The 24,124-nt window shown below is 59.2% G+C and carries 28 protein-coding genes; 14 read left to right on the top strand and 14 right to left on the bottom strand.

What is annotated here, in order from left to right:
• Positions 1-92 precede the first annotated feature (92 nt).
• Together AC1DCP_RS15310 and AC1DCP_RS15305 are read left to right on the top strand one after the other, a co-directional pair.
• Positions 93-1,151, top strand: coding sequence for a D-alanyl-D-alanine carboxypeptidase family protein (locus tag AC1DCP_RS15310; protein WP_046205618.1), 1,059 nt, complete (start codon positions 93-95; stop codon positions 1,149-1,151).
• A 206-nt stretch (positions 1,152-1,357) separates the two neighbouring features.
• Entirely contained in the window at positions 1,358-2,497 is a 1,140-nt protein-coding gene (locus AC1DCP_RS15305) for a CobW family GTP-binding protein (RefSeq protein WP_476774410.1), read from the top strand.
• A 107-nt stretch (positions 2,498-2,604) separates the two neighbouring features.
• Here AC1DCP_RS15305 and AC1DCP_RS15300 read toward each other — a convergent pair whose 3' ends face one another.
• The 5 genes from AC1DCP_RS15300 to AC1DCP_RS15280 all read right to left on the bottom strand — a co-directional run bounded on the left by AC1DCP_RS15300 (position 2,605) and on the right by AC1DCP_RS15280 (position 6,609).
• Entirely contained in the window at positions 2,605-2,841 is a 237-nt protein-coding gene (locus AC1DCP_RS15300; RefSeq protein WP_025595404.1) for a sulfurtransferase TusA family protein, read from the bottom strand.
• Positions 2,838-4,136, bottom strand: a complete 1,299-nt coding sequence (locus AC1DCP_RS15295) for a L,D-transpeptidase family protein (protein ID WP_476774409.1) — start codon at positions 4,134-4,136, stop codon at positions 2,838-2,840. Before AC1DCP_RS15295 ends, AC1DCP_RS15300 begins: the two co-directional genes overlap by 4 nt.
• 290 nt (positions 4,137-4,426) lie before the next feature.
• Entirely contained in the window at positions 4,427-5,380 is a 954-nt protein-coding gene (locus AC1DCP_RS15290; protein WP_003511360.1) for an acetyl-CoA carboxylase carboxyltransferase subunit alpha, read from the bottom strand.
• A gap of 63 nt (positions 5,381-5,443) precedes the next feature.
• The gene (locus AC1DCP_RS15285; RefSeq protein ID WP_410171195.1) at positions 5,444-6,424 is read right to left on the bottom strand and encodes a site-specific tyrosine recombinase XerD; all 981 of its coding nucleotides are present in this window, start codon (positions 6,422-6,424) and stop codon (positions 5,444-5,446) included.
• 11 nt (positions 6,425-6,435) lie between these two features.
• Positions 6,436-6,609 carry a hypothetical protein gene (locus AC1DCP_RS15280; protein ID WP_003511358.1) on the bottom strand — a complete coding sequence of 58 codons (174 nt, stop codon included), beginning with the start codon at positions 6,607-6,609 and terminating at the stop codon, positions 6,436-6,438.
• 188 nt (positions 6,610-6,797) lie between these two features.
• Between AC1DCP_RS15280 and AC1DCP_RS15275 the strand changes: the two genes are divergently transcribed.
• Together AC1DCP_RS15275 and aroB are read left to right on the top strand one after the other, a co-directional pair.
• Complete coding sequence (locus tag AC1DCP_RS15275; protein ID WP_003511357.1) at positions 6,798-7,379, top strand: shikimate kinase; 582 nt, start codon at positions 6,798-6,800, stop codon at positions 7,377-7,379.
• Positions 7,380-7,384: 5 nt separating this feature from the next.
• The gene (aroB, locus tag AC1DCP_RS15270) at positions 7,385-8,518 is read left to right on the top strand and encodes a 3-dehydroquinate synthase (protein ID WP_003511355.1); all 1,134 of its coding nucleotides are present in this window, start codon (positions 7,385-7,387) and stop codon (positions 8,516-8,518) included.
• A gap of 19 nt (positions 8,519-8,537) precedes the next feature.
• Here aroB and AC1DCP_RS15265 read toward each other — a convergent pair whose 3' ends face one another.
• A complete protein-coding gene (locus AC1DCP_RS15265; protein WP_019564879.1) occupies positions 8,538-8,819 on the bottom strand; it encodes a BolA family protein in 282 nt (93 codons plus the stop codon).
• Between the two features lie 115 nt (positions 8,820-8,934).
• On the opposite strand from AC1DCP_RS15265, the gene AC1DCP_RS15260 reads away from it, so the two are divergent.
• The 4 genes from AC1DCP_RS15260 to AC1DCP_RS15245 all read left to right on the top strand — a co-directional run bounded on the left by AC1DCP_RS15260 (position 8,935) and on the right by AC1DCP_RS15245 (position 13,655).
• Positions 8,935-9,573 (top strand): J domain-containing protein, encoded by a 639-nt coding sequence (locus AC1DCP_RS15260; protein WP_013761799.1) that lies wholly within the window; start codon positions 8,935-8,937, stop codon positions 9,571-9,573.
• Positions 9,574-9,641: 68 nt separating this feature from the next.
• Entirely contained in the window at positions 9,642-10,631 is a 990-nt protein-coding gene (gene cobS, locus AC1DCP_RS15255; RefSeq protein ID WP_003511352.1) for a cobaltochelatase subunit CobS, read from the top strand.
• A gap of 107 nt (positions 10,632-10,738) precedes the next feature.
• Complete coding sequence (gene cobT, locus AC1DCP_RS15250) at positions 10,739-12,640, top strand: cobaltochelatase subunit CobT (protein ID WP_013761798.1); 1,902 nt, start codon at positions 10,739-10,741, stop codon at positions 12,638-12,640.
• Between the two features lie 37 nt (positions 12,641-12,677).
• Positions 12,678-13,655, top strand: coding sequence for an esterase-like activity of phytase family protein (locus AC1DCP_RS15245; RefSeq protein WP_041694705.1), 978 nt, complete (start codon positions 12,678-12,680; stop codon positions 13,653-13,655).
• Between the two features lie 4 nt (positions 13,656-13,659).
• Here the strand turns inward: AC1DCP_RS15245 and AC1DCP_RS15240 are convergent, their stop codons facing one another.
• From AC1DCP_RS15240 to rpmB, 3 genes are all read right to left on the bottom strand, one after another.
• Positions 13,660-13,992 carry a pentapeptide repeat-containing protein gene (locus tag AC1DCP_RS15240; RefSeq protein WP_013761796.1) on the bottom strand — a complete coding sequence of 111 codons (333 nt, stop codon included), beginning with the start codon at positions 13,990-13,992 and terminating at the stop codon, positions 13,660-13,662.
• Positions 13,993-14,107: 115 nt separating this feature from the next.
• Complete coding sequence (locus AC1DCP_RS15235; protein ID WP_003511348.1) at positions 14,108-14,746, bottom strand: queuosine precursor transporter; 639 nt, start codon at positions 14,744-14,746, stop codon at positions 14,108-14,110.
• A 111-nt stretch (positions 14,747-14,857) separates the two neighbouring features.
• Positions 14,858-15,148: a 50S ribosomal protein L28 gene (gene rpmB, locus AC1DCP_RS15230; protein WP_003509888.1), complete on the bottom strand. Its 291-nt coding sequence runs from the start codon at positions 15,146-15,148 to the stop codon at positions 14,858-14,860.
• Between the two features lie 251 nt (positions 15,149-15,399).
• Here rpmB and AC1DCP_RS15225 point away from each other — a divergent pair, with 251 nt between their 5' ends.
• A complete protein-coding gene (locus AC1DCP_RS15225; protein WP_013761795.1) occupies positions 15,400-16,173 on the top strand; it encodes a DUF3108 domain-containing protein in 774 nt (257 codons plus the stop codon).
• Between the two features lie 5 nt (positions 16,174-16,178).
• On the opposite strand, the gene AC1DCP_RS15220 is transcribed toward AC1DCP_RS15225, so the two are convergent.
• Both AC1DCP_RS15220 and gloB read right to left on the bottom strand, forming a co-directional pair.
• Positions 16,179-16,619, bottom strand: a complete 441-nt coding sequence (locus tag AC1DCP_RS15220; protein WP_013761794.1) for a cupin domain-containing protein — start codon at positions 16,617-16,619, stop codon at positions 16,179-16,181.
• Positions 16,619-17,389, bottom strand: coding sequence for a hydroxyacylglutathione hydrolase (gene gloB / locus AC1DCP_RS15215; RefSeq protein WP_013761793.1), 771 nt, complete (start codon positions 17,387-17,389; stop codon positions 16,619-16,621). Before gloB ends, AC1DCP_RS15220 begins: the two co-directional genes overlap by 1 nt.
• 107 nt (positions 17,390-17,496) lie before the next feature.
• On the opposite strand from gloB, the gene AC1DCP_RS15210 reads away from it, so the two are divergent.
• The 4 genes from AC1DCP_RS15210 (at position 17,497) to AC1DCP_RS15195 (ending at position 20,807) form a co-directional block, all read left to right on the top strand.
• On the top strand, positions 17,497-18,258 hold the full coding sequence (locus tag AC1DCP_RS15210; RefSeq protein WP_003511344.1) for a class I SAM-dependent methyltransferase: 762 nt from the start codon (positions 17,497-17,499) through the stop codon (positions 18,256-18,258).
• 84 nt (positions 18,259-18,342) lie between these two features.
• Positions 18,343-19,449 carry a histidinol-phosphate transaminase gene (hisC, locus tag AC1DCP_RS15205; protein WP_013761792.1) on the top strand — a complete coding sequence of 369 codons (1,107 nt, stop codon included), beginning with the start codon at positions 18,343-18,345 and terminating at the stop codon, positions 19,447-19,449.
• A complete protein-coding gene (locus tag AC1DCP_RS15200; RefSeq protein ID WP_013761791.1) occupies positions 19,449-20,378 on the top strand; it encodes a prephenate/arogenate dehydrogenase family protein in 930 nt (309 codons plus the stop codon). Before hisC ends, AC1DCP_RS15200 begins: the two co-directional genes overlap by 1 nt.
• 9 nt (positions 20,379-20,387) lie before the next feature.
• The gene (locus AC1DCP_RS15195) at positions 20,388-20,807 is read left to right on the top strand and encodes a GNAT family N-acetyltransferase (RefSeq protein WP_013761790.1); all 420 of its coding nucleotides are present in this window, start codon (positions 20,388-20,390) and stop codon (positions 20,805-20,807) included.
• On the opposite strand, the gene AC1DCP_RS15190 is transcribed toward AC1DCP_RS15195, so the two are convergent.
• A complete protein-coding gene (locus AC1DCP_RS15190; protein ID WP_013761789.1) occupies positions 20,804-21,805 on the bottom strand; it encodes a DUF2125 domain-containing protein in 1,002 nt (333 codons plus the stop codon). The two genes, AC1DCP_RS15195 and AC1DCP_RS15190, sit on opposite strands and share 4 nt — an antisense overlap.
• Positions 21,806-21,854: 49 nt before the next feature.
• Here AC1DCP_RS15190 and AC1DCP_RS15185 point away from each other — a divergent pair, with 49 nt between their 5' ends.
• On the top strand, positions 21,855-22,382 hold the full coding sequence (locus AC1DCP_RS15185; protein ID WP_013761788.1) for a gamma-glutamylcyclotransferase: 528 nt from the start codon (positions 21,855-21,857) through the stop codon (positions 22,380-22,382).
• On the opposite strand, the gene AC1DCP_RS15180 is transcribed toward AC1DCP_RS15185, so the two are convergent.
• Both AC1DCP_RS15180 and AC1DCP_RS15175 read right to left on the bottom strand, forming a co-directional pair.
• Entirely contained in the window at positions 22,379-23,176 is a 798-nt protein-coding gene (locus AC1DCP_RS15180) for a lysophospholipid acyltransferase family protein (RefSeq protein ID WP_025595414.1), read from the bottom strand. The genes AC1DCP_RS15185 and AC1DCP_RS15180 overlap by 4 nt on opposite strands.
• 123 nt (positions 23,177-23,299) lie before the next feature.
• Entirely contained in the window at positions 23,300-24,037 is a 738-nt protein-coding gene (locus AC1DCP_RS15175) for a YdcF family protein (protein WP_421611604.1), read from the bottom strand.
• Positions 24,038-24,124: the final 87 nt, after the last annotated feature.

Below are 24,124 nucleotides of genomic sequence, written 5' to 3'. Positions count from 1 at the left end.
CCTGACTGAAGACGGGAATTCGAGGATAAGCCTTGCCACAGAATCTTAAATCGCCAAACGCTGCCCGACGGCTCTCCGCAGCCATTGCCATCATGACCGCCGGCCTTGTTGCCGCTGCACCCGTGGCGAATGCCAATCCGAAAATGGTGGTCGATGTCAAAACCGGCAAGGTGATTTCCCACCAGGAAGCGTTCCGCAAGTGGTATCCGGCCTCGCTGACCAAGCTGATGACCGCCTATATCGCCTTTTCGCAAATGAAGGCCGGCAAGCTCAGCCCGCAGACGGAAGTGGTGATGAGCAAGAAGGCCGCCGACCAGCCGGCCTCGAAAATGTATTTCAAGCCCGGCCAGAAGCTGACGATGGACAGCGCACTGAAGCTGCTGCTCATCAAATCCGCCAATGATATCGCCGTGGCGATTGCCGAAACCATCGGCGGCACCAGCGATAATTTCGTGGCGCAGATGAATGCGCAGGCGCAGCGGCTGGGCATGAGCTCCACCCGTTACATCAACGCCAACGGCCTGCCCGGCAAGGGCCAATATACGACGGCGCGTGACCTTGCGCTTCTGGCGTTGATCATCAAGCGGGAATTCCCGGAATATGCCCATTATTTCTCGCTGGAAGGTGTCACCACCGGCAAGAAGGACTACGCCAACTTCAATATGCTTGTTGGCCGCTTTGATGGCGCAGATGGCATGAAGACCGGCTTTATCTGTGCATCCGGTTTCAACCAGGTGTCCTCCGCCGTGCGCAACGGCCGTTCGGTCATAACTGTGGTGCTGGGGGCAGATAGCCTTGCCGGGCGAACCGACCAGTCCGCTGATCTGCTGCAGATGGGACTGACGGCGCCCTCGGGCCAAGGCGTTTCACTCGCCTCGCTGGCACCCTATGGCGATACCGCCGAGGTAAACGACGTCAGTGCCGAAATCTGCAATCCGAAGGCAGCCAAGGTGCGCAGCGAAAGCCGCGACGAGACCGGCCGCATGGTCATCCATTCGCCCTACGTTACGGAAATGACCCGTCCGCCGGAATATTCTTTCGCGGGTCTCATTCCCGGCAGTGAGACGGTGGCGGTCAACACCGCCAAGGGTGCGAGCGCCAAGGGACAAGTGGCCAACGTGCCGATTCCGATCCCGCGTCCGACATTCTGATTTCGCCTAACCGCACTCTTTGGATGAGGGCGCGCGCGAAGCCTGAACGCTGCGCGGAATCTGTATTCGCAGCTTCGGTTTGTTATGATATTACAGTGTCGCTCGTGGCCTTCAGGCCCCGGGCGATTTTTTGTGATTATTGCGCGGTTCCGGATCTAATCTCGTCCAACGATCTGCCGGAGCGGCCATCAACATACAGGCAAGACATGTCTCGCGATCGCATACCGGTTTCCATCATCACCGGATTTCTCGGCGCCGGAAAATCGACGCTGCTCAACCGGCTTCTCAAAGACCCCGATATGAGCGACGCCGCGATCATCATCAATGAATTCGGCGATGTCAGCATCGACCATATGCTGGTTGAAAGTGCAGGCGAGGGCATCATCGAACTGGCGGAAGGCTGCCTTTGCTGCACCGTTCGCGGCGAGCTGGTGGATACTCTGGCGGAACTGATGGACGGCATCCAGACCGGCAAGCTGAAGCCGGTGAAGCGGGTCGTGATCGAAACCACCGGTCTTGCTGATCCCGCTCCCGTCATGCAGTCTGTCATGGGCAACCCAGTGATTGCGCAGAATTTCGTTCTGAACGGCATCATTACGGTTGTGGATGCCGTGAACGGCCTGTCCACACTCGATAATCACGAGGAAGCGGTGAAGCAGGCGGCGGTGGCCGACCGGCTGGTGATGACGAAGCGCGCGCTTGCTGATGCTTCCACAATTTCCACGCTGACGGCCCGCCTTCAGGCGCTAAACCCGCGCGCGACGATCGAGGATGGTGATCGGGCGGATTGGAGTGCTACCGCACTGCTGGATAACGGTCTTTACGATCCCGGCAGCAAAAATGCCGATGTCGGCCGCTGGCTGGGGGAAGAGGCGGAACACGATCACCACGACCACGACCACGATCATGACCACCACCATCATGGCGACCACGATGGCCACCATCACCACCACGATGTGAACCGGCACGACGCGTCGATCCGTTCCTTCTCGATCATTCACGACCAGCCGATAGCCCCGATGGCAATCGACATGTTCCTGGACTTGCTGCGTTCGGCGCATGGGGAAAAGTTGTTGCGGATGAAGGCCGTCGTCAAGCTGTCGGACAATCCGGACCGACCCCTTGTGCTGCACGGGGTACAGAACATTTTCCACACACCCGAGCGCCTCGCGGCATGGCCGGACCCATCTGACCAGCGCACGCGCATGGTGCTGATTACCAAGGATTTGCCGGAGGCGTTCGTGCAGGACCTGTTTGCTGCGTTCACCGGCACGCCGGGCATCGACCGTCCGGACAGGCAGGCGATGACGGACAATCCGCTGGCGGTTTCGGGGTTGAGGTTTTAGGTCGCAAAACGGTGGTTGAAACCCGCGGGCGGGGCACCCCTTTACCTTGTCGAGTATCTCACCCTCAAGGGGGAGATCGAGTGGAGTATTCTCGGCAGCGAGGGTAATTACGCTCCCTTCACGATCCTGAATCGGTGTCCTTTGGTCAACGTCGTAGTTTCAACCAGGCTATGCCCATCCTGGTTGCACATATGGGCAATATCGATAACCGCCAGCGGGTCCGTCGTCTCTACAACAAGAACATCGCCCGCCTGCAGGCCAGAGAGTTTTTTACGGCTTCTTAAAACCGGAAGGGGGCATTTAAGCCCCCTCAAGTCGAAAACTATGTCAGCCGTGTCGGTCATTCCTTGGCCCAGAACTTCCAGAACGGCTTCTTTTCCGGCGCTTCCGCTGGCGGTGCTGCGGAAAAAGCGAGCGGGTTCATGGCCGGCACAGGGACCTGGGCGGCAGTTCCGTTCTGACCAGGCCCCGAAGCCGCAGGCGTAGCAGCGGCAACCATTGTCGGGGCCGCCGGGGCAGGGTTCGATTGCGGAGCTGCGGGCTGGGTTGCCGAAGGATGCGGGGTCCGCAGAGAAGACGCGGTTGCGGTGGTCGCCGGCGAAGACGAGGTCACCTGCTGCGCCCTCTTCTCCATCAGCGCGGCATATTCCGTTTCCTTCATCAGCTTGCCGGCCTTCAGCGCCGAGCCGGTCGGAGCATAAGCGGGTTCGCGGCCCTTGCGCTTTTCGGCAACCAGCGCCTTGCGCTCCGCCTCGCTCGGGTCGTACCAGGCCATGCCGTCATATTTCTTCATCGCCTTTTCATAGGCGAGATCATAGGTCTTTTCGTAGCTCGAAAGCGCGCTCACCAGTGCCGGCGGCGTGCTCATGGCCGGGCATTGCGCAGATGCGTTGAACGTGCCGCCTTCGGTCTGCTGGTTGAAGACATATTTCTTCTCGCAGACATTCACTTCCGGCGGGCGTTTCGTGACTTCGAAATTGTCGTAACCGACCTTCAGCATCTTCCAGAAATCGAGATGTTCGCTCTGGCGGTGGCGGGCCATGTTTTCCGCGGTCATGCGGAAGGGAAAGGCCTGCAGCTGAACGGTCTTCTGGCCACCCTTGAAGGCGTCGCGGGCGAAACCGTAGATTTCAAGGATCTGCGCGTCCGTCATCGAATAGCAGCCGGAGGACGAGCAGGCGCCATGGATCATCAGGTTGGTGCCGTTGCGGCCGTTGGCGGCATCGTAGCGGTTCGGAAAGCCGGTGTTGATGGCGAGGTAATATTTAGAGTTGGGATTGAGGTGCGCGGGCGTCAGGTTGTAGAAACCTTCCGGCGCCTGCCGGTCGCCCTCTTTCACCTTGGGGCCGAGTTTGCCGGACCAGGCGCAAATCTGGTATTCGGCAATCTTGTCGAAGCGGTTGTCGCGCTTGGCCTTCCAGATTTCCAACGCGCCTTCTTCCTTGAAGATGCGGATCATGATTGGCGAGGTGCGATCCATGTTCTTCTTGTCGATCTCGGCAAGAATGGACGGAGAAAGCGGGTAATCAACCTTGTTTTTAACGTGGGAGACGTCGCGTTCGACGGTTTCGAGCGTATCGTTGCAGCCGCTGAGAATGAGCGCGGTGCAGGCAAGAAGTGCAAAATGTGTCAAACGCATGATCTGATCCGAAAGACGATGGCACGGGCGACGGAGTTCTACACCGTCCCGCGTGTATTTTAAATACGGTATTAACCGTTTACATCTTCTTAACTCAAATCGGACCCGCCCCTGCGGCCGCCGATACATCTGTTGATGTGACCGGACTATGGCCGAGTTGGGGCGAGATTCAAGGAAAATAAGGCTGGAGCTAGATTGTTTTGGCTTCTTTTCGATCCACCAAAAAATCTAACTCCCTCTTTTTGCGCATTTCCGGACGTAAACCGCTGCGCACTTTTACTGGAAACGCTCTAAAGGTTTCTGCCGATATCCAGGAATTTCTGGCGGCGTTCGGCGCGCAGCTGCGTGCCCGAGCGCTGCGAAAGATCGGCGAGCGCCTTGGCGATAACGTCGCCGGTGGCACCAATCACGGCCGCCGGATCACGATGCGCGCCGCCCATCGGCTCGGGAATGATGCCGTCGATGACGCCAAGCGACTTCAGATCTTCCGAGGTGATTTTCATGTTGGTCGCGGCCTCCTTGGCACGGGTCGAATCGCGCCAGAGAATGGAAGCGGCACCTTCCGGCGAAATCACCGAATAGATCGCATGTTCGAGCATGTAGACGCGGTTGCCCGTGGCGATCGCGATTGCGCCGCCCGATCCGCCTTCGCCGATGACGACGGAGACGATCGGCACCTTGACGTTGAGGCACATTTCCGTCGAGCGGGCGATGGCTTCTGCCTGACCGCGCTCTTCTGCGCCGACACCGGGATAGGCACCAGCGGTATCGATGAGGGTCACGACCGGCAGCGAGAAGCGGTCAGCCAGTTCCAGCACGCGGATCGCCTTGCGGTAACCTTCCGGACGCGGGCTGCCGAAATTGTGCTTCAGGCGGCTTTTGGTGTCATTGCCCTTTTCCTGGCCGATAATGGCGACGGGCTGGCCATTAAAGCGGGCAAGGCCTGCCTGAATGGCAGCGTCTTCGGAAAATTTGCGATCGCCTGCAAGCGGCGTGAAATCCGTGAACAGCGCCTTGGCGTAATCGACGAAATGCGGGCGCTGCGGATGGCGCGCGACCTGCGTTTTCTGCCAGGCGTTCAGCTTGGAATAGATGTCCTGCATCGCGTCATTGACGCGTGATTCCAGGCGATTGATCTCCTCCGAGGTGTCTATGCTCTCGTCTTCATCGGCAAGCTTCTTCAGCTCGATGATCTTGCCTTCAAGGTCCGAGATAGGTTTTTCGAAGTCGAGATAATTGTGCATGAGATCCGTTTCCGATCGTTTTGCGCAAGGTTTGAGCCGGATTATCCGGCGGTTCCGGTCGCTCTAATCAAGGTTTTTGCCCTGTTTGGCAAGGGGGTGATGTGTTTGTACCAGCTCTTGCAGGCGTTCTTCCAGCACATGTGTATAGATTTGTGTCGTGGAAATGTCGGAATGGCCGAGCAGTTCCTGCACGGCGCGCAGGTCGGCGCCGTTCTGCAGAAGGTGGCTGGCAAAGGCGTGGCGCAGGACATGCGGTGACACCGCCGAGGGATTGAGGCCAGCTCGAATGGCAATGTCCTTCAGGTCGCGGGCGAAAACCTGTCGCGGCAGATGCCCTTCCTTGCTGTTTGAAGGAAACAGCCACGGACTTTCCGGACTGTCAGCCTTTTTGGGGGACGCGGGCGTCCTGCTTTTCTCAGGTACGAGCGACTTCCTGGCCGCGTCGTATTTGTCCATCGCGTCGATGGCCGCGCGAGACAGCAGCACCATGCGGTCCTTGTTGCCCTTGCCGCGGATCATCAGGAAGCGTCCCTCCTGGCGCAAAACCTTGACCGGCAGCGAAACGAGTTCGCTGACGCGCATACCGGTCGCGTAGAGAAGTTCGAGCAGGAGATGCATGCGGATGCGGGCAAGCTGGCCGGGGCCGGTTAAGGCGGCCTCTTCAGCAGCGATGCCAAGAAGTTTTGTCACGTCCGCGACGCTCATCGTCTTGGGCAGGGTGAGGCCCTTCTTGGGCGCATCAATGGTACCGGTCGGGTCGTCGCCGCGAAGTCCTTCAGAATATAGGAACCGGTAGAATTGCCGCATGGAAGACAGGCGTCTTGCCTGCGACGTGGCTGCAAAGCCCTGAGTGGAAAGATGGGTCAGATAGGCCGACAGGTCTGCCGTGGCGGCTTCCATCAAGGACTGGCCTCGGCCACCGAGAAATTCACGCAGATCGGAAAGGTCGCGTTCGTAAGAAGAGAGCGTATTGGCGGCGGCACCCCGTTCGGCGCTCATCATTTCCAGAAAACTTTCGAGCCGCGCGCCGTCCCGCCCGCTCATCTCTTTGCTACTCATGGGGTGCGCCTTGCCGGCTCCGCCGACGGCGGGTTCAGCCGCTCGGAAGGAATGCGCACCGTCACCTCGCGATCATTGGGCTTGACGAACATGACCAGCAGCACCATGCCGCCATAGATCAGCCCCGCGATGGTTGCCAGTATCATCGTGAAGCGGAAGAGGGTTGGCATGGCGGCTCCGTGAGGGTGGCAGTCTGAATGTATATGCGGTGCAGCGAAAGCGGCGACAAGATCAAAAAGCGGTAGTCCGCCGCTGCTGCATGCGGCGATGAATGTGATTCAACGCAATTCAGTCAGCAATTTGGCTTGACGCTTCGTAAACATTTGCAGATATCCATGCCAAACGGGCTTTCAATTTTATGAATGAAAAGAATTTATCTGTCCCGGTCACACTCGGGGAGCAAGCGCGGGCCAAGCTCGCCGGGCGCAACGTCGTCTTTGTCGGACTGATGGGGGCTGGAAAGTCCGCGATCGGTCGCATGGTCGCCCAGCAGCTCAAGGTCTCCTTCATCGACACGGATGTCGAAATTGAGCGTGTTTCCCGCATGACGATAGCCGAACTTTTCGCCACCTATGGCGAGGAGGAGTTCCGGGCGCTGGAAACGCGGGTCGTCAAGCGGCTGCTGCGCGGTGGCCCCAAGGTCATTTCTACCGGCGGCGGCGCTTTCATCAACGACAATACCCGCCGGCACATCACGCGCGGCAGTGTGTCGCTGTGGCTGAAGGCCGATATCGAGGTTTTGTGGGAAAGGGTCAACAAGCGTGATCATCGCCCGCTTCTCAAGACCGAAAACCCCAAGGCCACGCTGGCGGCCCTGATGGAGAAACGGTATCCGATCTATGCGGAAGCGGATCTGACCATCGAATCCCGCGATGTCCGCAAGGAGATCATCGTGACCGAAGTGCTGGCCGCCATCGCCGGCCTTGAACAGAAAGACTGAGCATCATGACGCCTTCCGAAATCCACACCGACGAACGTCTTGTCCATGTGCCGCTCGGTGAGCGCGCTTACGACATTCTGATCGGACCGGGCCTGATCGGCAGGGCGGGCGGCGAGATTTCGTCGCGGCTGAAGGGCAGGCGTGCCGCTATCATCACTGACGAGCATGTTGCACCGCTTTACCTCGAAGGCCTGATGGACGGCCTGCAGACGGATGGCATCGAAGCCGTTTCGCTGACCTTGCCCGCAGGCGAGAAGACCAAGAGCTTCGAACATCTCGTCACTGTTTGCGATGCCGTTCTCTCCGCACGGGTGGAGCGCAACGATGCGGTGATTGCACTTGGCGGCGGTGTTATCGGCGATCTCGCCGGTTTTGCGGCGGGCATCGTGCGTCGCGGCGTGCGTTTCGTGCAGATACCGACCTCGCTTCTGTCGCAGGTGGATTCCTCCGTCGGCGGCAAGACGGGCATCAATACCCGCCAAGGCAAGAACCTTGTCGGCGTTTTCCATCAGCCCGATCTGGTGCTGGCCGATACGGCGGTGCTCGATACGCTGAGCGAGCGCGAATTCCGCGCCGGTTACGCCGAGGTGGTGAAATACGGCTTGATCGACAAGCCGGACTTCTTCTTCTGGCTGGAAAAGAACTGGGATGAAATCCGCACCGGCGGTCCCGCCCGCATCCAGGCGATTGCCACAAGCTGCCAGGCGAAGGCCGATGTGGTGGTGGCCGACGAGAAGGAAAACGGCGTACGCGCCCTTCTGAACCTCGGCCACACATTCGGCCACGCGCTGGAGGCAGCAACGAATTATGACAGCAAGCGGCTGGTGCACGGCGAAGGTGTCGCCATCGGCATGGTGCTGGCGCACCAGTTTTCCGCCCGCCTCAACCTTGCAAGCCCTGATGATGCCGCGCGCGTCGAAGCGCACCTCAAGGCGGTTGGTCTGCCAGTGTCAATGAAGGATATTCCAGGTGAACTGCCGCCGGTCGAGATGCTGATGGCGGCAATTGCGCAGGACAAGAAGGTCAAGGGCGGCAAGCTCACCTTCATCCTAACTCACGGCATTGGCCAGTCCTTCGTGGCCGACGATGTCGCGACGTCCGAGGTGCAGTCTTTCCTGTCGGAAAAGCATCCCGGCTGAGGCTTAAGGCGCGCGTTGCCTAGAACCGCGTCGGCTCCCCCGGCGCCGCCGCCTCGATGGCGAGGGCATGCAGCCCGGCGTCGAGTTCCGGTTTCAAAAGTGCATTGATCGCCCGGTGGCGCTCAATGCGTGACTTGCCTGCGAAGCTTTCAGACACTATCTGAACACGCATATGCGTCTCGCCGGTGCCGGTTATGTCCGGCTGATGGCCGGCATGCATCTGGCTTTCATCGATCACCACCAGGCGTTCCGGCGAAAAGCTCTGCCGAAGCTTTGTTTCTATGCGTTCTCGCAGGGACATGCGATGGGCTCCAATCCTGTTGGCTGGTCTTTAAAAGGGGCTACCTAAAAGCCTGCAACATTCCGCTTTGTCAATTCTTGTTGTGCGCCTTTTCGCACCCCATAATCAGGGCATCATGAAACTGGATTCGAAATATTTCGACCGCATCCGTACACGCAGAAAAAGGGACAGGGAACCTGAGGTTCAGGCCCCGACCTGCCAGTGGGACGGATGCGACAAGCCGGGCGCTCACCGTGCACCTGTCGGCCGCAATGCCGAGGGGCAATTCTTCCTGTTCTGTTTCGAGCATGTGAAGGAATACAATAAGGGCTATAATTATTTCTCCGGCCTGTCTGACACCGAGATCGCCCGTTACCAGAAGGAAGCGATCACCGGCCATCGTCCCACCTGGACGGTTGGCGTGAACAAGACTGCGCGCGACAGCCCGCTGCACTCCACGCTGCGTTCCGGCGCGGCGGGCGCGGCCAATGCCCGCATCCGCGATCCTTTTGGCTTCACGAATGGTTTTGCAAACGGGGCAAAGGCCGGCGGCCAGCGCCTGCAGCAGGACCGCAAGTTGAAGACGCTGGAGGCGAAAGCCTTCGATACGCTCGGCCTTTCTGCGGGTGCAAAGCAGGAAGAGATAAAAAGGCGCTATAAGGAGCTTGTCAAAAAGCACCATCCTGATGCTAATGGTGGCGATCGCGGCTCGGAAGAACGTTTTCGGGCTGTTGTTCAAGCATATCAATTGTTAAAGCAGTCAGGTTTCTGCTAAGCCAACGTTCGTGTTTACCGCCTGATTGATGATGTGGCCGGGTGGCCGCCGCCCGCCTTGGAGACGTGATGAGCAAAATCGACCTTGATATTTCCAACCTGCCCGACACGACGGTGTCCGTGCGGGAGGTTTTCGGCATTGATACGGATCTGCGGGTTCCCGCCTATTCGCAGGGCGACGCCTATGTGCCCGACCTTGATCCCGACTATCTTTTCGACCGCGATACGACGCTCGCTATTCTTGCCGGTTTTGCTCACAACCGACGCGTCATGGTTTCCGGCTTTCACGGCACGGGCAAGTCCACCCACATTGAGCAGGTAGCTGCCCGCCTGAACTGGCCCTGCGTGCGCGTCAATCTTGACAGCCACGTCAGCCGTATCGACCTCGTCGGCAAGGACGCCATCGTTCTTAAAGACGGCAAGCAGGTCACCGAATTCAAGGACGGCATTTTGCCCTGGGCCTACCAGCACAATGTCGCGCTGGTCTTCGACGAATACGATGCCGGTCGCCCGGACGTGATGTTCGTCATCCAGCGCGTGCTGGAATCCTCGGGCCGCCTGACGCTGCTCGACCAGAGCCGCGTTATCCGTCCTCACCCCGCCTTCCGCATTTTTGCGACCGCCAACACGGTCGGCCTCGGCGACACGACGGGCCTTTACCACGGCACGCAGCAGATCAACCAGGCGCAGATGGACCGCTGGTCCATCGTCACCACGCTGAACTACCTGCCGCATGAGCAGGAAGTGAACATCATTGCCGCCAAGGTAAAGAGCCTCAACAACCCGAAGGGTCGCGAAACCGTCTCCAAGATGGTGCGTGTGGCCGATCTTACCCGTTCGGCCTTCGTCAACGGCGACCTTTCCACGGTCATGAGCCCGCGTACCGTCATTACCTGGGCGGAAAATGCGGAAATCTTTGGCGATCTCGCCTTTGCGTTCCGCGTGACCTTCCTCAACAAGTGCGACGAACTGGAGCGCACGCTGGTTGCCGAACAATATCAGCGGGCTTTCGGCGTCGAGCTGAAGGAAAGTGCTGCGAACATCGTTCTCAGCGCCTGATCTTCCCCGGCTTGTCCGGAGAACATCACCGATGACTTGAAGACGCCGGCGGGCCGCGCATCCTTGGATGGGCGGCTCCGAAGCGTCGACAACTGACAGGAAAGACAATGGCAGCGCGCGGCGACAATTCCAGAGCAAAACCGGGTACGGCGGTCGATACCGAACCGTTGCGTCAGGCGATTGCCGGATGTGTGCGATCGGTTGCCGGCGATGCAGAGGTTGAGGTCGTTTTCGCCAATGAGCGGCCTGGCCTTGCCGGAGAGCGCATGCGCCTGCCGGAAATTTCCAAGAAACCCACCGCGCAGGAAATTGCCGTCACCCGTGGCCTTGGCGATTCCATGGCGCTTCGCCTTGCCTGCCATGACGCTGACACCCATGCGGTGATGTCGCCGCAGGGTGCCGAGGCGCGGTTGATCTTTGACGCTGTTGAGCAGGCGCGGGTGGAATCCATCGGTGCACTGCGCATGCCGGGCATGGCCTCCAACATTCAGGCGATGAACACGGAAAAATATGCCAAGGCGAATTTTTCGGGCATCAACACGAAGGACGATGCACCGCTTGCCGAAGCCGTCGCCCTTTTGGTGCGCGAGAAGCTGACCGGCGAAAAGCCACCGGCCAGTGCCGGCAAGGTTCTCGACCTGTGGCGCGACTTCATCGAGGACAAGGCCGCCGGCGACCTGAGCGACCTTTCCAAGGTGATTGGCGACCAGAAGGCTTTTTCGCGGCTGGTGCGCAAGATGCTGACCTCCATGCAGATGGCGGAGGAATTCGGCGACGACGATAACGAGCCGGAAAGCCAGGAGGCAGAATCCGACGAGGAGCAGCCGCGCACTAACGAGACCGAAGAAGAACAGGTCGAGGAAGAAGCCGGTTCCGATGCGACGCCCGCTGATGAAAGCGAGGCCTCGCAGGAGGAGATGGAAGAAGGCGAGATGGACGGCGCCGAGATGTCGGACGAGGAAATGTCCGACGATCTCGATGAGGATTCCGAGACGCCCGGCGAGACCCGCCGCCCCAACAGCCCCTTCGACGATTTCAACGAGAAGGTCGACTACCGCATCTTCACGCAGGAATTCGACGAGGAAATCCACGCCGAGGAACTGTGCGACGAGGCGGAGCTTGACCGCTTGCGCGCGTTTCTCGACAAACAGCTCGCCCATCTTCAGGGCGCCGTCGGACGTCTGGCGAACCGGCTGCAACGCCGCCTGATGGCGCAGCAGAACCGTTCGTGGGATTTCGATCTGGAAGAGGGCTATCTCGATCCGGCTCGCCTCGTACGGCTTATCATCGATCCCATGCAGCCGCTCTCCTTCAAGAAGGAGCGCGACACCAAGTTCCGCGACACGGTGGTTTCGCTCGTCATCGACAATTCGGGTTCGATGCGTGGCCGCCCGATCACGGTTGCGGCCACCTGCGCCGATATTCTTGCGCGTACGCTGGAACGGTCGGGTGTGAAGGTGGAGATTCTCGGCTTCACCACCAAGGCGTGGAAGGGCGGTCAGTCGCGCGAGCAATGGCTGGCCAGCGGCAAACCCGGCTCGCCGGGTCGGCTTAATGATTTGCGCCATATCATCTACAAGTCGGCGGATGCACCCTGGCGGCGTGCACGGCGCAATCTTGGCCTGATGATGCGTGAAGGCCTGCTGAAGGAAAACATTGACGGCGAAGCGCTGATGTGGGCGCATAACCGCCTGATCGGCCGCCCCGAGCAGCGCAAGATCATGATGATGATTTCGGACGGTGCGCCGGTGGACGATTCGACGCTGTCGGTCAATGCGGGCAATTATCTGGAGCGGCACCTGCGCGCCGTTATCGAACAGATCGAGACACGTTCGCCGGTGGAGCTTCTGGCGATCGGTATCGGCCATGATGTGACGCGTTATTACCGTCGCGCCGTGACGATCGTGGATGCGGACGAACTGGCTGGCGCGATGACCGAACAGCTTGCTGCTCTCTTCGAGGATACCAATACCGCCAGCTCGTCCCGCAAGGTTCGCCGTGCGGGATAAGCGGGGCCGGGCTTTTCTTTCCTGTAAATCGCTGGCGATGGCTGCAGTTCTTGCGGTCACAGCGCTTGTTCCGGTTCCCATTGGCGCATCGACCATCGATGTTCCGGTCAGCGTTCGTCTGTTGTCAGGCTTCGAGGTAGGCACCAGCGCCAAGCGTTTCGGCAAGCTGGAATTTATCGGCGGCATGGTGATGAGCACGCCGGAAAAACTATTCGGTGCCATATCCTCCATCCGCTTTCGCCCAAACGGGCAGGAATTCGTTGCTGTGCTGGATACCGGCCACTGGCTCACGGGCAAGATCGCACGCGGCCCGTCGGGCGCGCTGTCCGGGTTGGCTGACGTGCGTATCACTGCCATGCTGGATGCCAGCGGCCGTGAACCTTCCCGCAAGATGGAAATGGATGCGGAAGGTCTGGCGCTGCGGGATGGCAAGGTATTCGTCAGCTACGAGCAGCGGCACAGGATCGATGCCTATCCCGATCCGGGGTTCGAGACCTCAAAGCCGCTCAGCCGCCTGCCTCATCTCATTCCCAACAGCGAACTGCGCCACAATGGCGGCATGGAGGCCCTTGCGGTCTCGCCGGCCGATTCGCCGCTTGCCGGTGCCCTTGTCGTGGTGGCTGAGAAAAGCATCGATGCCGACGGCAATCTTCTCGCCGCCATACTGGAAGGCCCGTTGAAGGGCACATTCGCGGTCACCCATCACCCCTCATTCGACGTGACGGACGGCGCTTTCCTGCCCAATGGCGACCTGCTGCTTCTGGAGCGCCGCTTCAATTTCGCTGAAGGGGTGGGGATGCGCATCCGCCGCATCAAGGCTGCCGATATCAGGCCAGGCGCGGTGGTGGATGGCGAAATCCTGCTGGAAGCGGGCATGGTCTACCAGATCGATAATATGGAAGGCATGGATGTGGTGAAGGGGCCTGATGGTTCCACGCGCCTCATCATCGTTTCCGATGACAATCACTCATTTCTCCAGCGCAATCTGATGTTGGAATTCAAGCTGGTGGAGTGAAGGCTCACACCTGCTGCGCCGCCTTGTAGGCAGCCATCAGATCCTCGACGGGAATGCCGTCGATCTTCATCCCTGTCATTCGGCATCCTGTTATCTGCGCGCCGGACAGGTTGGCGTTGCTCAGTTTCAGACCGGAAAGATTAACATCGTCGATCGACCAGCCGGACATGTTGCTGTCAGTAAATGACGCGCCGGAAAAGTTGATCTGGTTGAAGCTGGTTCCGGCGAGATTGACGTCGTTGAACACCGTACCCGACAGATTGACGTCGTTGAAGCTGGAGCCTGAAAGCGTGGCGCTGGCGGCCTCCACAATATCGATAACGTCATTGATCTGCATATCTGCCTGCCTCTGAGCTGTGCCACGGACCGCACACTGCAACGCAGTCGGCTGGTTTGCAAGCGCGATTCGATCCACGCTCCCACCCCAGCCTTAAACCTGGATGACAATGGTGTCAGCCCGATTTGGCGACCTTTGGCATCGGCTTCAGCGTGTTCATCAGTGCGCCGTAGGGCAGGAGCATCACGAGGCCGACGAGGATCTTCACCGAGAGGTCGCCGAGCGCCCAGGAAATCCAGCGCGGTGCCTCCAGAGCGAAGATGCCGAGCACGGGGGCATTTTCAATGGCGAAGGCATCGTTGGGACCGACGAAGGAGAAACTCGCAGCAAAGGCGATGGAGAAGAACAGCGCGGTATCCAGCACCGAACCCAGCATGGAGCCGGCAAGAGGTGCGTGCCACCAGCGCTGGCGGCGCAGGCGGTTGAATACGGAAATATCGAGCAGCTGGCCAATCAGATAGGCGGTGCCGGAGGCAACGGCGATACGCGGGATCGAGGTCCAGAAGGACAGTGTGACACCAACAATAAAACCGGCAAGTACGACGCGGCGCGCGACTGACGGGCCGAACTGGCGGTTTGTAAGGTCTGTGACGAGAAAGGCGACCGGATAGGTAAAGGCACCCCAGGTCAAAAGATCGCCGAGATTGACGCCGAACAGCGATCCGGAAAGCGGGTATTGCACCAGAATATTGGACGCGACGACCACCAGTGTCATCAGCAGAACGTAAATGAGCGTGTAGCGCAGGTAGGGCATTTTTTTATCCTGGGTGATGCCACCAGTTGGAGCCGAATTAGAACAAGCAAAAGGCTTGAGCGGCAAAAGCCATTCAAGCCTTCTGAATATCAGTGATGTCGAAACCGCTAATTAAGCAGCTTCGGCCGTCTTCTTGGCGATCTGGCGGCGCAGGAGACGAGCGCGCATGCTCAGTTCGTTTTCGCCGGACTTCAGAAGGAAGGCATCGAGGCCGCCACGATGTTCAACGGAGCGCAGAGCTGCTGCGGAAACACGCAGGCGGAAACGCTGGCCGAGAGCATCGGAGATCAACGTAACCTGGCAGAGGTTCGGAAGGAACCGGCGCTTGGTCTTGTTGTTGGCGTGGCTGACGTTGTTGCCCGTCTGGACGCCCTTGCCGGTCAATTCGCATACACGGGACATGGGTACACCTATTTCGTTTGTCTGTTTCACCACTGGCTCGCCACCGGCAAAACCGTGGTGGCAATCCAACTGGCCATGATTGGAAAGTTGCGGTTCTATAGTCAGACGGGACTTAACAGTCAAGCCGCTCGCGAGCAAATGAAAGGAAATTCCGGCGTTTTCAACCGGCATCCGCTTTTTTATTGCCACAAGTCGGCGTATATGATCGCCCCATAAGGCCGCTTCCGCGCCTCTTTTAAGGTGATATCCAAATGATTGCCAGAGGAAAAAGCATTTTCATGGCTGTGACAATGGCGTTTGCAGGCGTATCTCCCTCGCTCGCCGCCGAAGCCCGCCATACAAGCGAATACAGCATCAATCTCGGTATTCTACCAATTGCCAAGGCGAGTTTTTCGACTCGCATGAACGGCCCGAACTATTCGATTTCCGGTTCCTTCAGCTCAGCAGGGCTTGCAAGCGTTCTGGCGGATATTTCCGGCAAGACGACGATTTCGGGTGCCAAACGCGGCCATCGGCTGCAGGCGAATACATATTCGCTTGTTTACAAGGACGGCAAGCGGGTGCGGACCTATGATGTGGTCTATCGTAACGGCAACGTCACATCGACGACGGTGAAACCGGAGCCGAAGGCGCGGCCGGACAATTGGGTGAATGTGAAGGACGGCGACCTGCGCTCCGTCCTCGATCCAATCTCTGGTCTCATCATTCCCGCCGGCGGCCGCATCTGCCCGTCGCGCCTGCCGATCTATGACGGCGAATCGCGGCTGGATCTGGTGTTGAGCCCCAGCGGCACCAAGCCCTTCAAGACGAATGGCTTCAGCGGCGATGCCGTGGTCTGCAAGGCGCGTTACGTGCCAAAGTCGGGTTATCGCCAGGGGCGCAAGGATATCGAATACCTGAAATCCATTTCCATGGAGATCTGGTTCGCCAAATCCGACAATATGGATGTGTATGCTCCGGTCTACGCCGTCATTCCGACGCGGGTAGGCCAAGTCTACATCACCGCCACCAAATATGGCGGCTGATGCAGTTACGGCGTATCGCCCGGCGACCAGCCGGGTTCGGCCATCACGAAGCTTGAAAAGGCGAAACCCGGCGAGACGGTGCAGCCGACGAGGGTGAAGTCGCCGAGGCTTTCTGCCGATTGCCAGCAATTGGCAGGTACGATCACCTGCGGGCGCTCGCCTTCCAGAATGTCGGGGCCGAGGGTAAAGGTCTGTACCTCCCTGCCATCTTCGGAAAGATGCAGGGTGATCGGAGCGCCGGCATAATAGTGCCAGACCTCCACCGCATCGGTGACGCGATGCCAGTGAGAGCGCGTCCCCTTTTCCAGAAGATAATAGATCGCCGTCGAATGGCCGCGCTCACCACCTGCCTTGTCGCGAAATGTCTGGTGGTAAAAGCCGCCCTCGGGGTGCGGCTCCAGTTCCAGTTCGCGAATGATCGCTGCCGAAGACAGATCGGCGCCCATCAGAAATTGTCCTTGCGTGTGCGGATTTCGGCAAAGACTTCGGCATCGGTTGCGCCTTCAAGGCCAAGATGACTGCGGATGCTAGCATCGGCCACCCGCATATAAGGGTTGGTCTGTTTTTCCAGCCCGATGGTGGTGGGAATGGTGAATTCATTCGCCTGCCGCGCCTTTTCGACGCTTTCGGCGCGCTCGATTAGAGCTGCGTTATCAGGATCGACGGTGAGCGCGAAACGGGCATTCGAAAGTGTATATTCGTGGCCGAAATAGACTTTCGTGTCATCCGGCAGCGCCATTAACTTCTGGAAAGAGTGCCACATATCTGTTGCCGTACGTTCGAACAGGCGACCGCAACCCATGGCGAACAGCGTATCGGCAGCAAACAGCAGGCCGTCATCGGGAAGGTAGTAGCAGATATGCCCCGCCGTATGACCGGGTGTGGCAATGACCTGAACGCGCCGTCCGGCAAATTCGAACTCGTCGCCATCGGCCTGGGACCGGTCGAGACCGGGGATCGCAATCGCCTCATCATGTGGGCCATGTATTTCGCACTGGAATTTGTCCTTCAGCGCCAGATTGGCTTCCACATGGTCCTGATGGTGATGGGTGGTGAAGATATGCGTGAGCTTCCAGCCATGCCCATGAAGAGCCTGCAGGATGGGGCCTTCCTCCGGCGCATCGATCGCGGCGGTCGCCCCGCTTTCTGGATCGTGCAGCAGAACGCCAAAATTATCACTGCGGCAAAGAAAGACGTCTATTTCCAAAGGTTTCATCGTGGTCCTCTCCATTTGCCGACCTTAGCCGGCGCATTTGTCCGCCTGAATTTCAATGTAGGCGCAGACGCCTTGAAGTCCAACCGCCTGATGCTACATTCTCGCCCATGAACACCGATATCGTCGATCTGCGCGAATTCTATCATTCCCCGCTTGGCCGCTCGGCCGAGCAGGCGATCACCATGGCGCTTTCATCGCTCTGGCCGCCTTTGCCGGAGGAAAGGCTGGTCGGCCTCGGTTACGCCGTGCCGTTTCTGGAGCGGTTCCGTCATGACACGGAGCGCACCTTTGCCTTCATGCCGGCGGGGCAGGGAGCGGTGAACTGGCCGGCAGGCGAGCTTTCCTCCACGGCGCTGGTGTTTGACGAGGAGCTGCCGCTACCCGATTCGTCGATAGACCGGGTGTTGATGGTGCATGCTCTGGAATTTGCCGAAAATCCGCGCGAAACCCTGAAAGAACTCTGGCGGGTGCTGGCGCCCGGCGGGCGTCTGGTGATCGTGGTGCCGAACAGGCGTGGGGTCTGGGCACGCATGGAACACACACCTTTCGGCTCGGGCCGCCCCTATTCGCGCGGGCAGTTGACGGCGCTTCTGCGCGAGACCAATTTTACGCCGGGGGCAAGCGCCGAAGCGCTGTTCTTTCCGCCCACCACCAGCCGCCCGGTACTGAAATTCCGCCGATACCTTGAGCTTACCGGCCGCAGGCTCTGGCCGCTGTTTTCCGGCGTTATCGTGGTTGAGGCACAGAAACGTCTCTATCAGGGATTGCCCGTTACCCAGCGCGCCTCACGCCGGGTTTTCGTGCCGGTCCTGGCGCCTCAGGGTGTGCCCACCACCCGCACCGCCGCAAAGCACGGAAAGCCGCGCTGACCCTCGACAAAGGGGCCATTCCGGTCTAATGCCTCCGGCATTGCTTTTGCCGGGCTCCCCGGCGCATTTCCGAAGGTCGATCAAATGAGTGCAGAGCTTAGCCAACCTCTTCCGCGTCCGGGTATTCTGGATATCGCCGCTTATGTTCCCGGCAAGGAACACGTGGATGGCGTCGCGAAGGTTTATAAGCTCTCCTCCAACGAAACGCCGCTCGGGCCAAGCCCGAAGGCGATCGAGGCATTCGCCGCCACCGCCAGCCATCTGGAAATCTATCCCGACGGACAGGCGATTGCGCTGCGTCAGGCGATTGCAGACGTGCATGGCCTCAACATAGCGAATATCATGTGCGGTAACGGCTCGGATGAGCTTCTTGGCCTGCTCTGCCACGTCTATCTGGGTACGGGCGATGAGGCGATCATCACCGAACACGGTTTCCTCGTCTACAAGATCCAGATCATGGGTGCGGGCGCAACGCCGGTGACGGTGAAGGAAAAGGATTGCGCCGTCGATGTGGACGCGATTCTCGCCGCCGTCACGCCAAGGACGAAGATGGTTTTCATCGCCAATCCCGGCAATCCCACCGGCACCTATGTTCCGGTCGCGGAAATCCGCCGCCTTCAGGCTGGTCTGCCGAAACATGTCGTGCTCGTGCTTGATGCGGCTTATGCCGAATATGTACGCAAGAACGACTACGAGGCCGGTCTCGAGCTGGTGTCTGGCAACCGCAACGTGGTGATGACGCGCACCTTCTCCAAGGTTTACGGTCTGGCCGCACTGCGCGTCGGCTGGATGTATGGTCCGGCCGCCATCATCGATGCGCTGAACCGGGTGCGTGGTCCGTTCAACATGAGCGCGCCGGCGATCGCAGCGGGTGCCGCGGCCATCCGCGATCAGGCATTCCTGGAAAAGGCGATCTCTCACAACACGCTCTGGCTGGAGAAACTCACGACGGTCTTCACCTGTCTCGGCCTCAAGGTCACGCCATCAGTCACCAACTTTGTCCTCATCCATTTCCCGGACCAGGATGGCAAGCGTGCACCAGATGCGGACGACTTCCTGAGCCGCCGCGGTTATATCCTGCGTGCCGTGCGCGGTTACGGTTTCCCCAATGCCTTGCGTATGACGGTTGGTTCGGAAGAAGCCAATCTTGGCGTCATCGCCGCGCTCACCGAGTTCATGGGGCAGGCGTAATGGGCGAGATCATGTTTGAGCGCATCGCGCTTGTTGGCATCGGCCTGATCGGCTCGTCTATTGCGCGCGACATCAAGGAACTGGGTCTTGCCCGGCATGTCACGATTTCCACCCGCAGCGCGGAAACGCTGAAGCGGGCAGAGGAACTGGCGCTTGGAAGCGAGTATACGACATCCGCCGCGCAGGCCGTCACGGATGCTGATCTTGTCATCGTTTCAGTGCCGGTCGGTTCATCCGGGGCGGTTGCCGAGCAGATCGCGCCGCATCTGAAGCCCGGCGCCATCGTCACCGATGTCGGCTCTACCAAGGCCTCTGTCATCGCGCAGATGGCGCCGCATATGCCTGACAATGTGCATTTCATTCCCGGACATCCGCTGGCGGGTACGGAAAAATCCGGCCCGGATGCCGGTTTTTCCGGTCTTTTCCGCGAGCGCTGGTGCATCTTCACGCCGCTGCCGGGCACGGATGCGGAGGCGCTGGAAAGGCTCAAGGATTTCTGGCGGGCGCTCGGCTCGCGTGTGGATGAAATGGATGCCGAACACCACGACAAGGTTCTGGCGATCGTTTCGCATCTGCCGCACATCATCGCCTACAACATCGTCGGCACGGCGGACGATCTGGAGACGGTAACCGAGTCGGAAGTCATCAAATATTCCGCTTCCGGCTTCCGAGATTTCACGCGTCTCGCCGCCTCGGACCCCACCATGTGGCGCGATGTCTGCCTGCACAACAAGGATGCCATCCTCGAAATGCTGGCACGGTTCTCGGAAGACCTTGCTTCGCTGCAAAGGGCGATCCGCTGGGGGGAGGGCGACAAGCTGTTCGAACTGTTTTCCCGCACACGCTCCATCCGCCGCTCCATCATCGAGGCCGGTCAGGACGTCGATACGCCTGACTTTGGGCGTCACGCGCTGGATCAGAAGAAGTAGGGCGCTGAAGTGATATTGATATCGGCGGCGACGGATGACGATATCGAATGGCTGCTGCGGGAAGACAAATGGATCGATGAGGATTGGTTGCGGCGTTGCGTCGGACGCCGCGAATATCTCGTCGCGAAAGAAGATACGATTCTAGTCGGTTTTCTGCGGTTCTCGATGTTCTGGGGTAAGATTCCCTACATGGACATGATCCGCGTCGTTCCCGAGTTTCGGGGACATGGCGTCGGCGCAACGCTTACAGTTTTTTGGGAAACTCTGATGCGTGAGCAGGGTGCCTCACTGGTGATGACGTCCAGCCAGCAGGACGAGCGGGAACCGCAGATGTGGCATCGTCGCAATGGATACAAAGAAGCCGGCATCCTGCATCTTTCAAAAATTCAGGATGCCGCTGAGGTGTTTTTTACAAAAGCTCTCTGTTAAATCGGCGGGATCTTCCCCAGCGGAATGAAACCGCTGACGGTGGCGCGGCCGCGATCCACCACGAGGTCGACGGACGCCCTGTCGCCGCCGCCGGCGAGTGCGCGGAGCATTTTGCGGGCGGTATCGATGGTGGATTGCAGCTGCGGAAACGCCTGCTTGGCATTGTCCGACCAGGCGTCAAGCTTTTCGATCTCCAGCTTGAACTGGCCGGAGAGATAGCCCTCATTATCGAAGGAGAAGGGGCCGCTGATACGCATGGTGCGGCCTTCGCCGATATCAGCGACCAGCCGGCGAAGCTCGCCGCTCGCACCGTAAAGCCCGGCCGTATCGCTGCCGTCTACCATACCCGCCTTGCCGGCAAGGGTGACATCGGCGATGGCGTTGAGGCGCGGCAGAAGTTGCGGCCAATCCTTGATGACGGTTGACGAGTCGGTCAACGTTATCGCGCCGTCTAGATCGGCGCCGTTCTGGCGCAGATGCATTTCCGTCTTGGCGGCATCGAAATCGATCGTCTGGCCGGTAACGGTGGAAACTGCCTGAGCCTTCAGGCCGTCAATGACAAGCGAGGTGCGGTCGATACCCCTAAGCTTGGTGACGATGCTCGACTGCATGTTCTGCCAGAGGGCTGAAACCGTCAGACCATGCGCGGTGCGGATTTCAGCCGGTGCATCCAGTTCCCAGACAATGTGGCCGGGATTGTAGACCTGCGCTGCGGAACGCAATTCTCCAAACGAGGCTGAAACGCCATTCTGCTTGTCGTCCACCGTTACCTTGGAGCAGAAAAGGCCGATGCGGAACGGATAACCCTTGAAGGCAATGTCGCCGCATTCGCCGCTGACGTTTCTGGCCTGCGAAGGCGAGATGACGTTCAGAACCGTCTGCTTCAGCTTGTCGGCGGCATAAAACCACCCGGCCGTGTAAAGTCCGATAACCAGCACGACGGCGATACCAAGCCAGAGGAATTTTTTGACCGTGCCGGATTGGCTTGACGATGCCATATTGATCTCCGATGAACAGACTTCAGATAAATTCGATTTGGCTTGGGATATGGACGATTTTTGGGTCTTTGGCTACGGTTCGTTGATGTGGAACCCGGGCTTTGCCTTTGAGGAAAGGCAGCAGGCGCGGCTGCACGGTTATCGACGCTCCCTCTGCATCAGTTCAAATGTGTACCGCGGCACTGAGGAGAAGCCCGGCCTTGTTCTCGGTCTGGAGCGCGGCGGCTCCTGCCTCGGCGTTGCCTTTCGCGTGCGCGGAGCGGACCATGGTCCGGTCATGGCCTATCTGCGCGAGCGCGAGCTTGTAACGAATGTCTACAAGGAACGCGTCGTTGCCATTGCGCTCGCCGATGGCACGCGCGGCAGTGCCGTGACCTATGTGGCCGATCCCGCCCACGAGCAGTATATTGGTGGTCTGGGTGTCGCGGAAGCGGCTACGATCGTGGCTGCCGCATCGGGCAGGTCCGGCCCGAATACCGATTACGTCTTCAATACCGTGCAGCATCTGCAGGATATGGGTATTCGCGACACGCTGCTGGAAAGCATTGCCGCCAGTGTCGGCACGATCGCGGTTTAGCCGGCGGGAGTGTCTTGCCCCTGAAGTTCTGCGATACGCTTCACGGCGGTCGGTGGCAGCGGCAGGTGCGGATTGTTGCGCGCGGTCTCCAGCAGCAACTCGTCGCTCGCCTTTTCCGTCACCTCGATCAATGTCTTGAAAAACACGTCCGGGTCCAGTCCCGGCTCGATGGCCGGCAAGATCCGCACCTTGAAATGGCCGGGATAACGCATTGTCGAGCGGCGTGGCCAGAAGAGGCCGGGATGCATGGCGACCGGAATGACGGGGACTTTGAGGTCGCGGTAAAGACGTGCGATGCCATAACGATATTCGGGCTCAGCGCCCGGTGGCCGGCGCGTGCCTTCGGGATAGATTATGAGTTCGCGGCCAGCCGCCATCTCCTCTCTCGCCCGCTCCATGACCTTCAGCATCACCTTGCCGCGCGCGGCGCGGTTGACCGGGATCATGCGCTGCTTCATCGCATACCAGCCGAACAGCGGGATCCACAAAAGCTCGCGCTTCAGAATATAGACCGGATCGGGAAGGTTGGGCAGCAGCGCATAGGTGTCCCAGAAGGACTGGTGTTTGGGGGCGAAGATACAGCCGGTTTCGGGAATGTTTTCCAGCCCCTCGATCTCGAAGGTGGTGCCGACAATGGTCTTCATCAGCCAATGGTTGGATCGCGCCCAGTTCTTGGGGATTTCATAGGCTATTCTGCGCGGCAGGATGAAATAGATCGGCGTGAGCACGATCATGCGGACAATCAGATTGAGATAAAACAGCGTATTGAAAAGAAAAGAGCGCAGCTTGAGCATCGACAGAATTCCCGGGTTGCAGCCGTTCCGAAGCTCAGGCGCGCCTCGATGCCGGATGCCGATGCCAGACGCCTACACGAAAACAAGGCTCCGCAGCAAGCGTGTTCTCTCCGTTCTTTCCATTCACGGGGAGGAGGTTGCCGCCTTGATCGTGGGGTGATCGGCGCCCGCCTTGCGCAGACCATCGCCCTTGCCGAGCCCGGTCAGGTCGCGTCCTGCTGCAATCACGAATTTCATGTATTCGTAGAGCATGGTTCGGACCACATCTGGCTCCGCGAACCAGTTAGTGCGGGCAAGGTCGGCGCTGATGACGGGATAGGCGATGAATTGGGTTTGCGGGCTGGCATTGTGCAATTCATGCAGGCTGCGATGCATATGGTAATTGTTGGTAACGACGACGATGGAGGAATAACCGTGGTCGCGTATCCAGCTCGCCGCCTCGTTGGCATTGCCGATGGTGTCTATGGCCTTGTAGCCCATGTCCACGCAGCAGGAAAACATGTCCGAAGAGCCTTGCGTCATCTTGCGGATTTGCGTGCGGGTGGTGGCCGGATTGACGCCGGAAATCAGAAGGCGCATGCCAACGCCGTCCCGCAGCAGGCCGACCGCCTGTTCGATGCGCTGATAACCGCCGGTCAGAACGATGATCGCGTCGCCCTTGGCGCCTTCGGGCGGGCGCATGGAGGCGACCGAATCTGCGAACCACAAAAAACCGCCGGAAAAGGCCCCGAGAGTAATGACGCAAAGCAGGATGAGACCGCGAATAAAACGGCGCAGGCGACTTCTCCGCGACAACAGGCCCTTTTTTGCCTGTCGCGTGGTCGTCTGCTCCTGATCATGGTCCGTCCGACTCACAAACATTCCTCCTGAATACTCGCCGATTAAGGCAAGGAACAGGCATTTTTGTCCACCGTCCGCAAGTTACATCCGGCGTGTGAAGGGTGCAGT

The organism is Agrobacterium sp. 10T429, from assembly GCF_056393925.1.
This window is presented reverse-complemented; position numbering and strand designations above follow the sequence as displayed.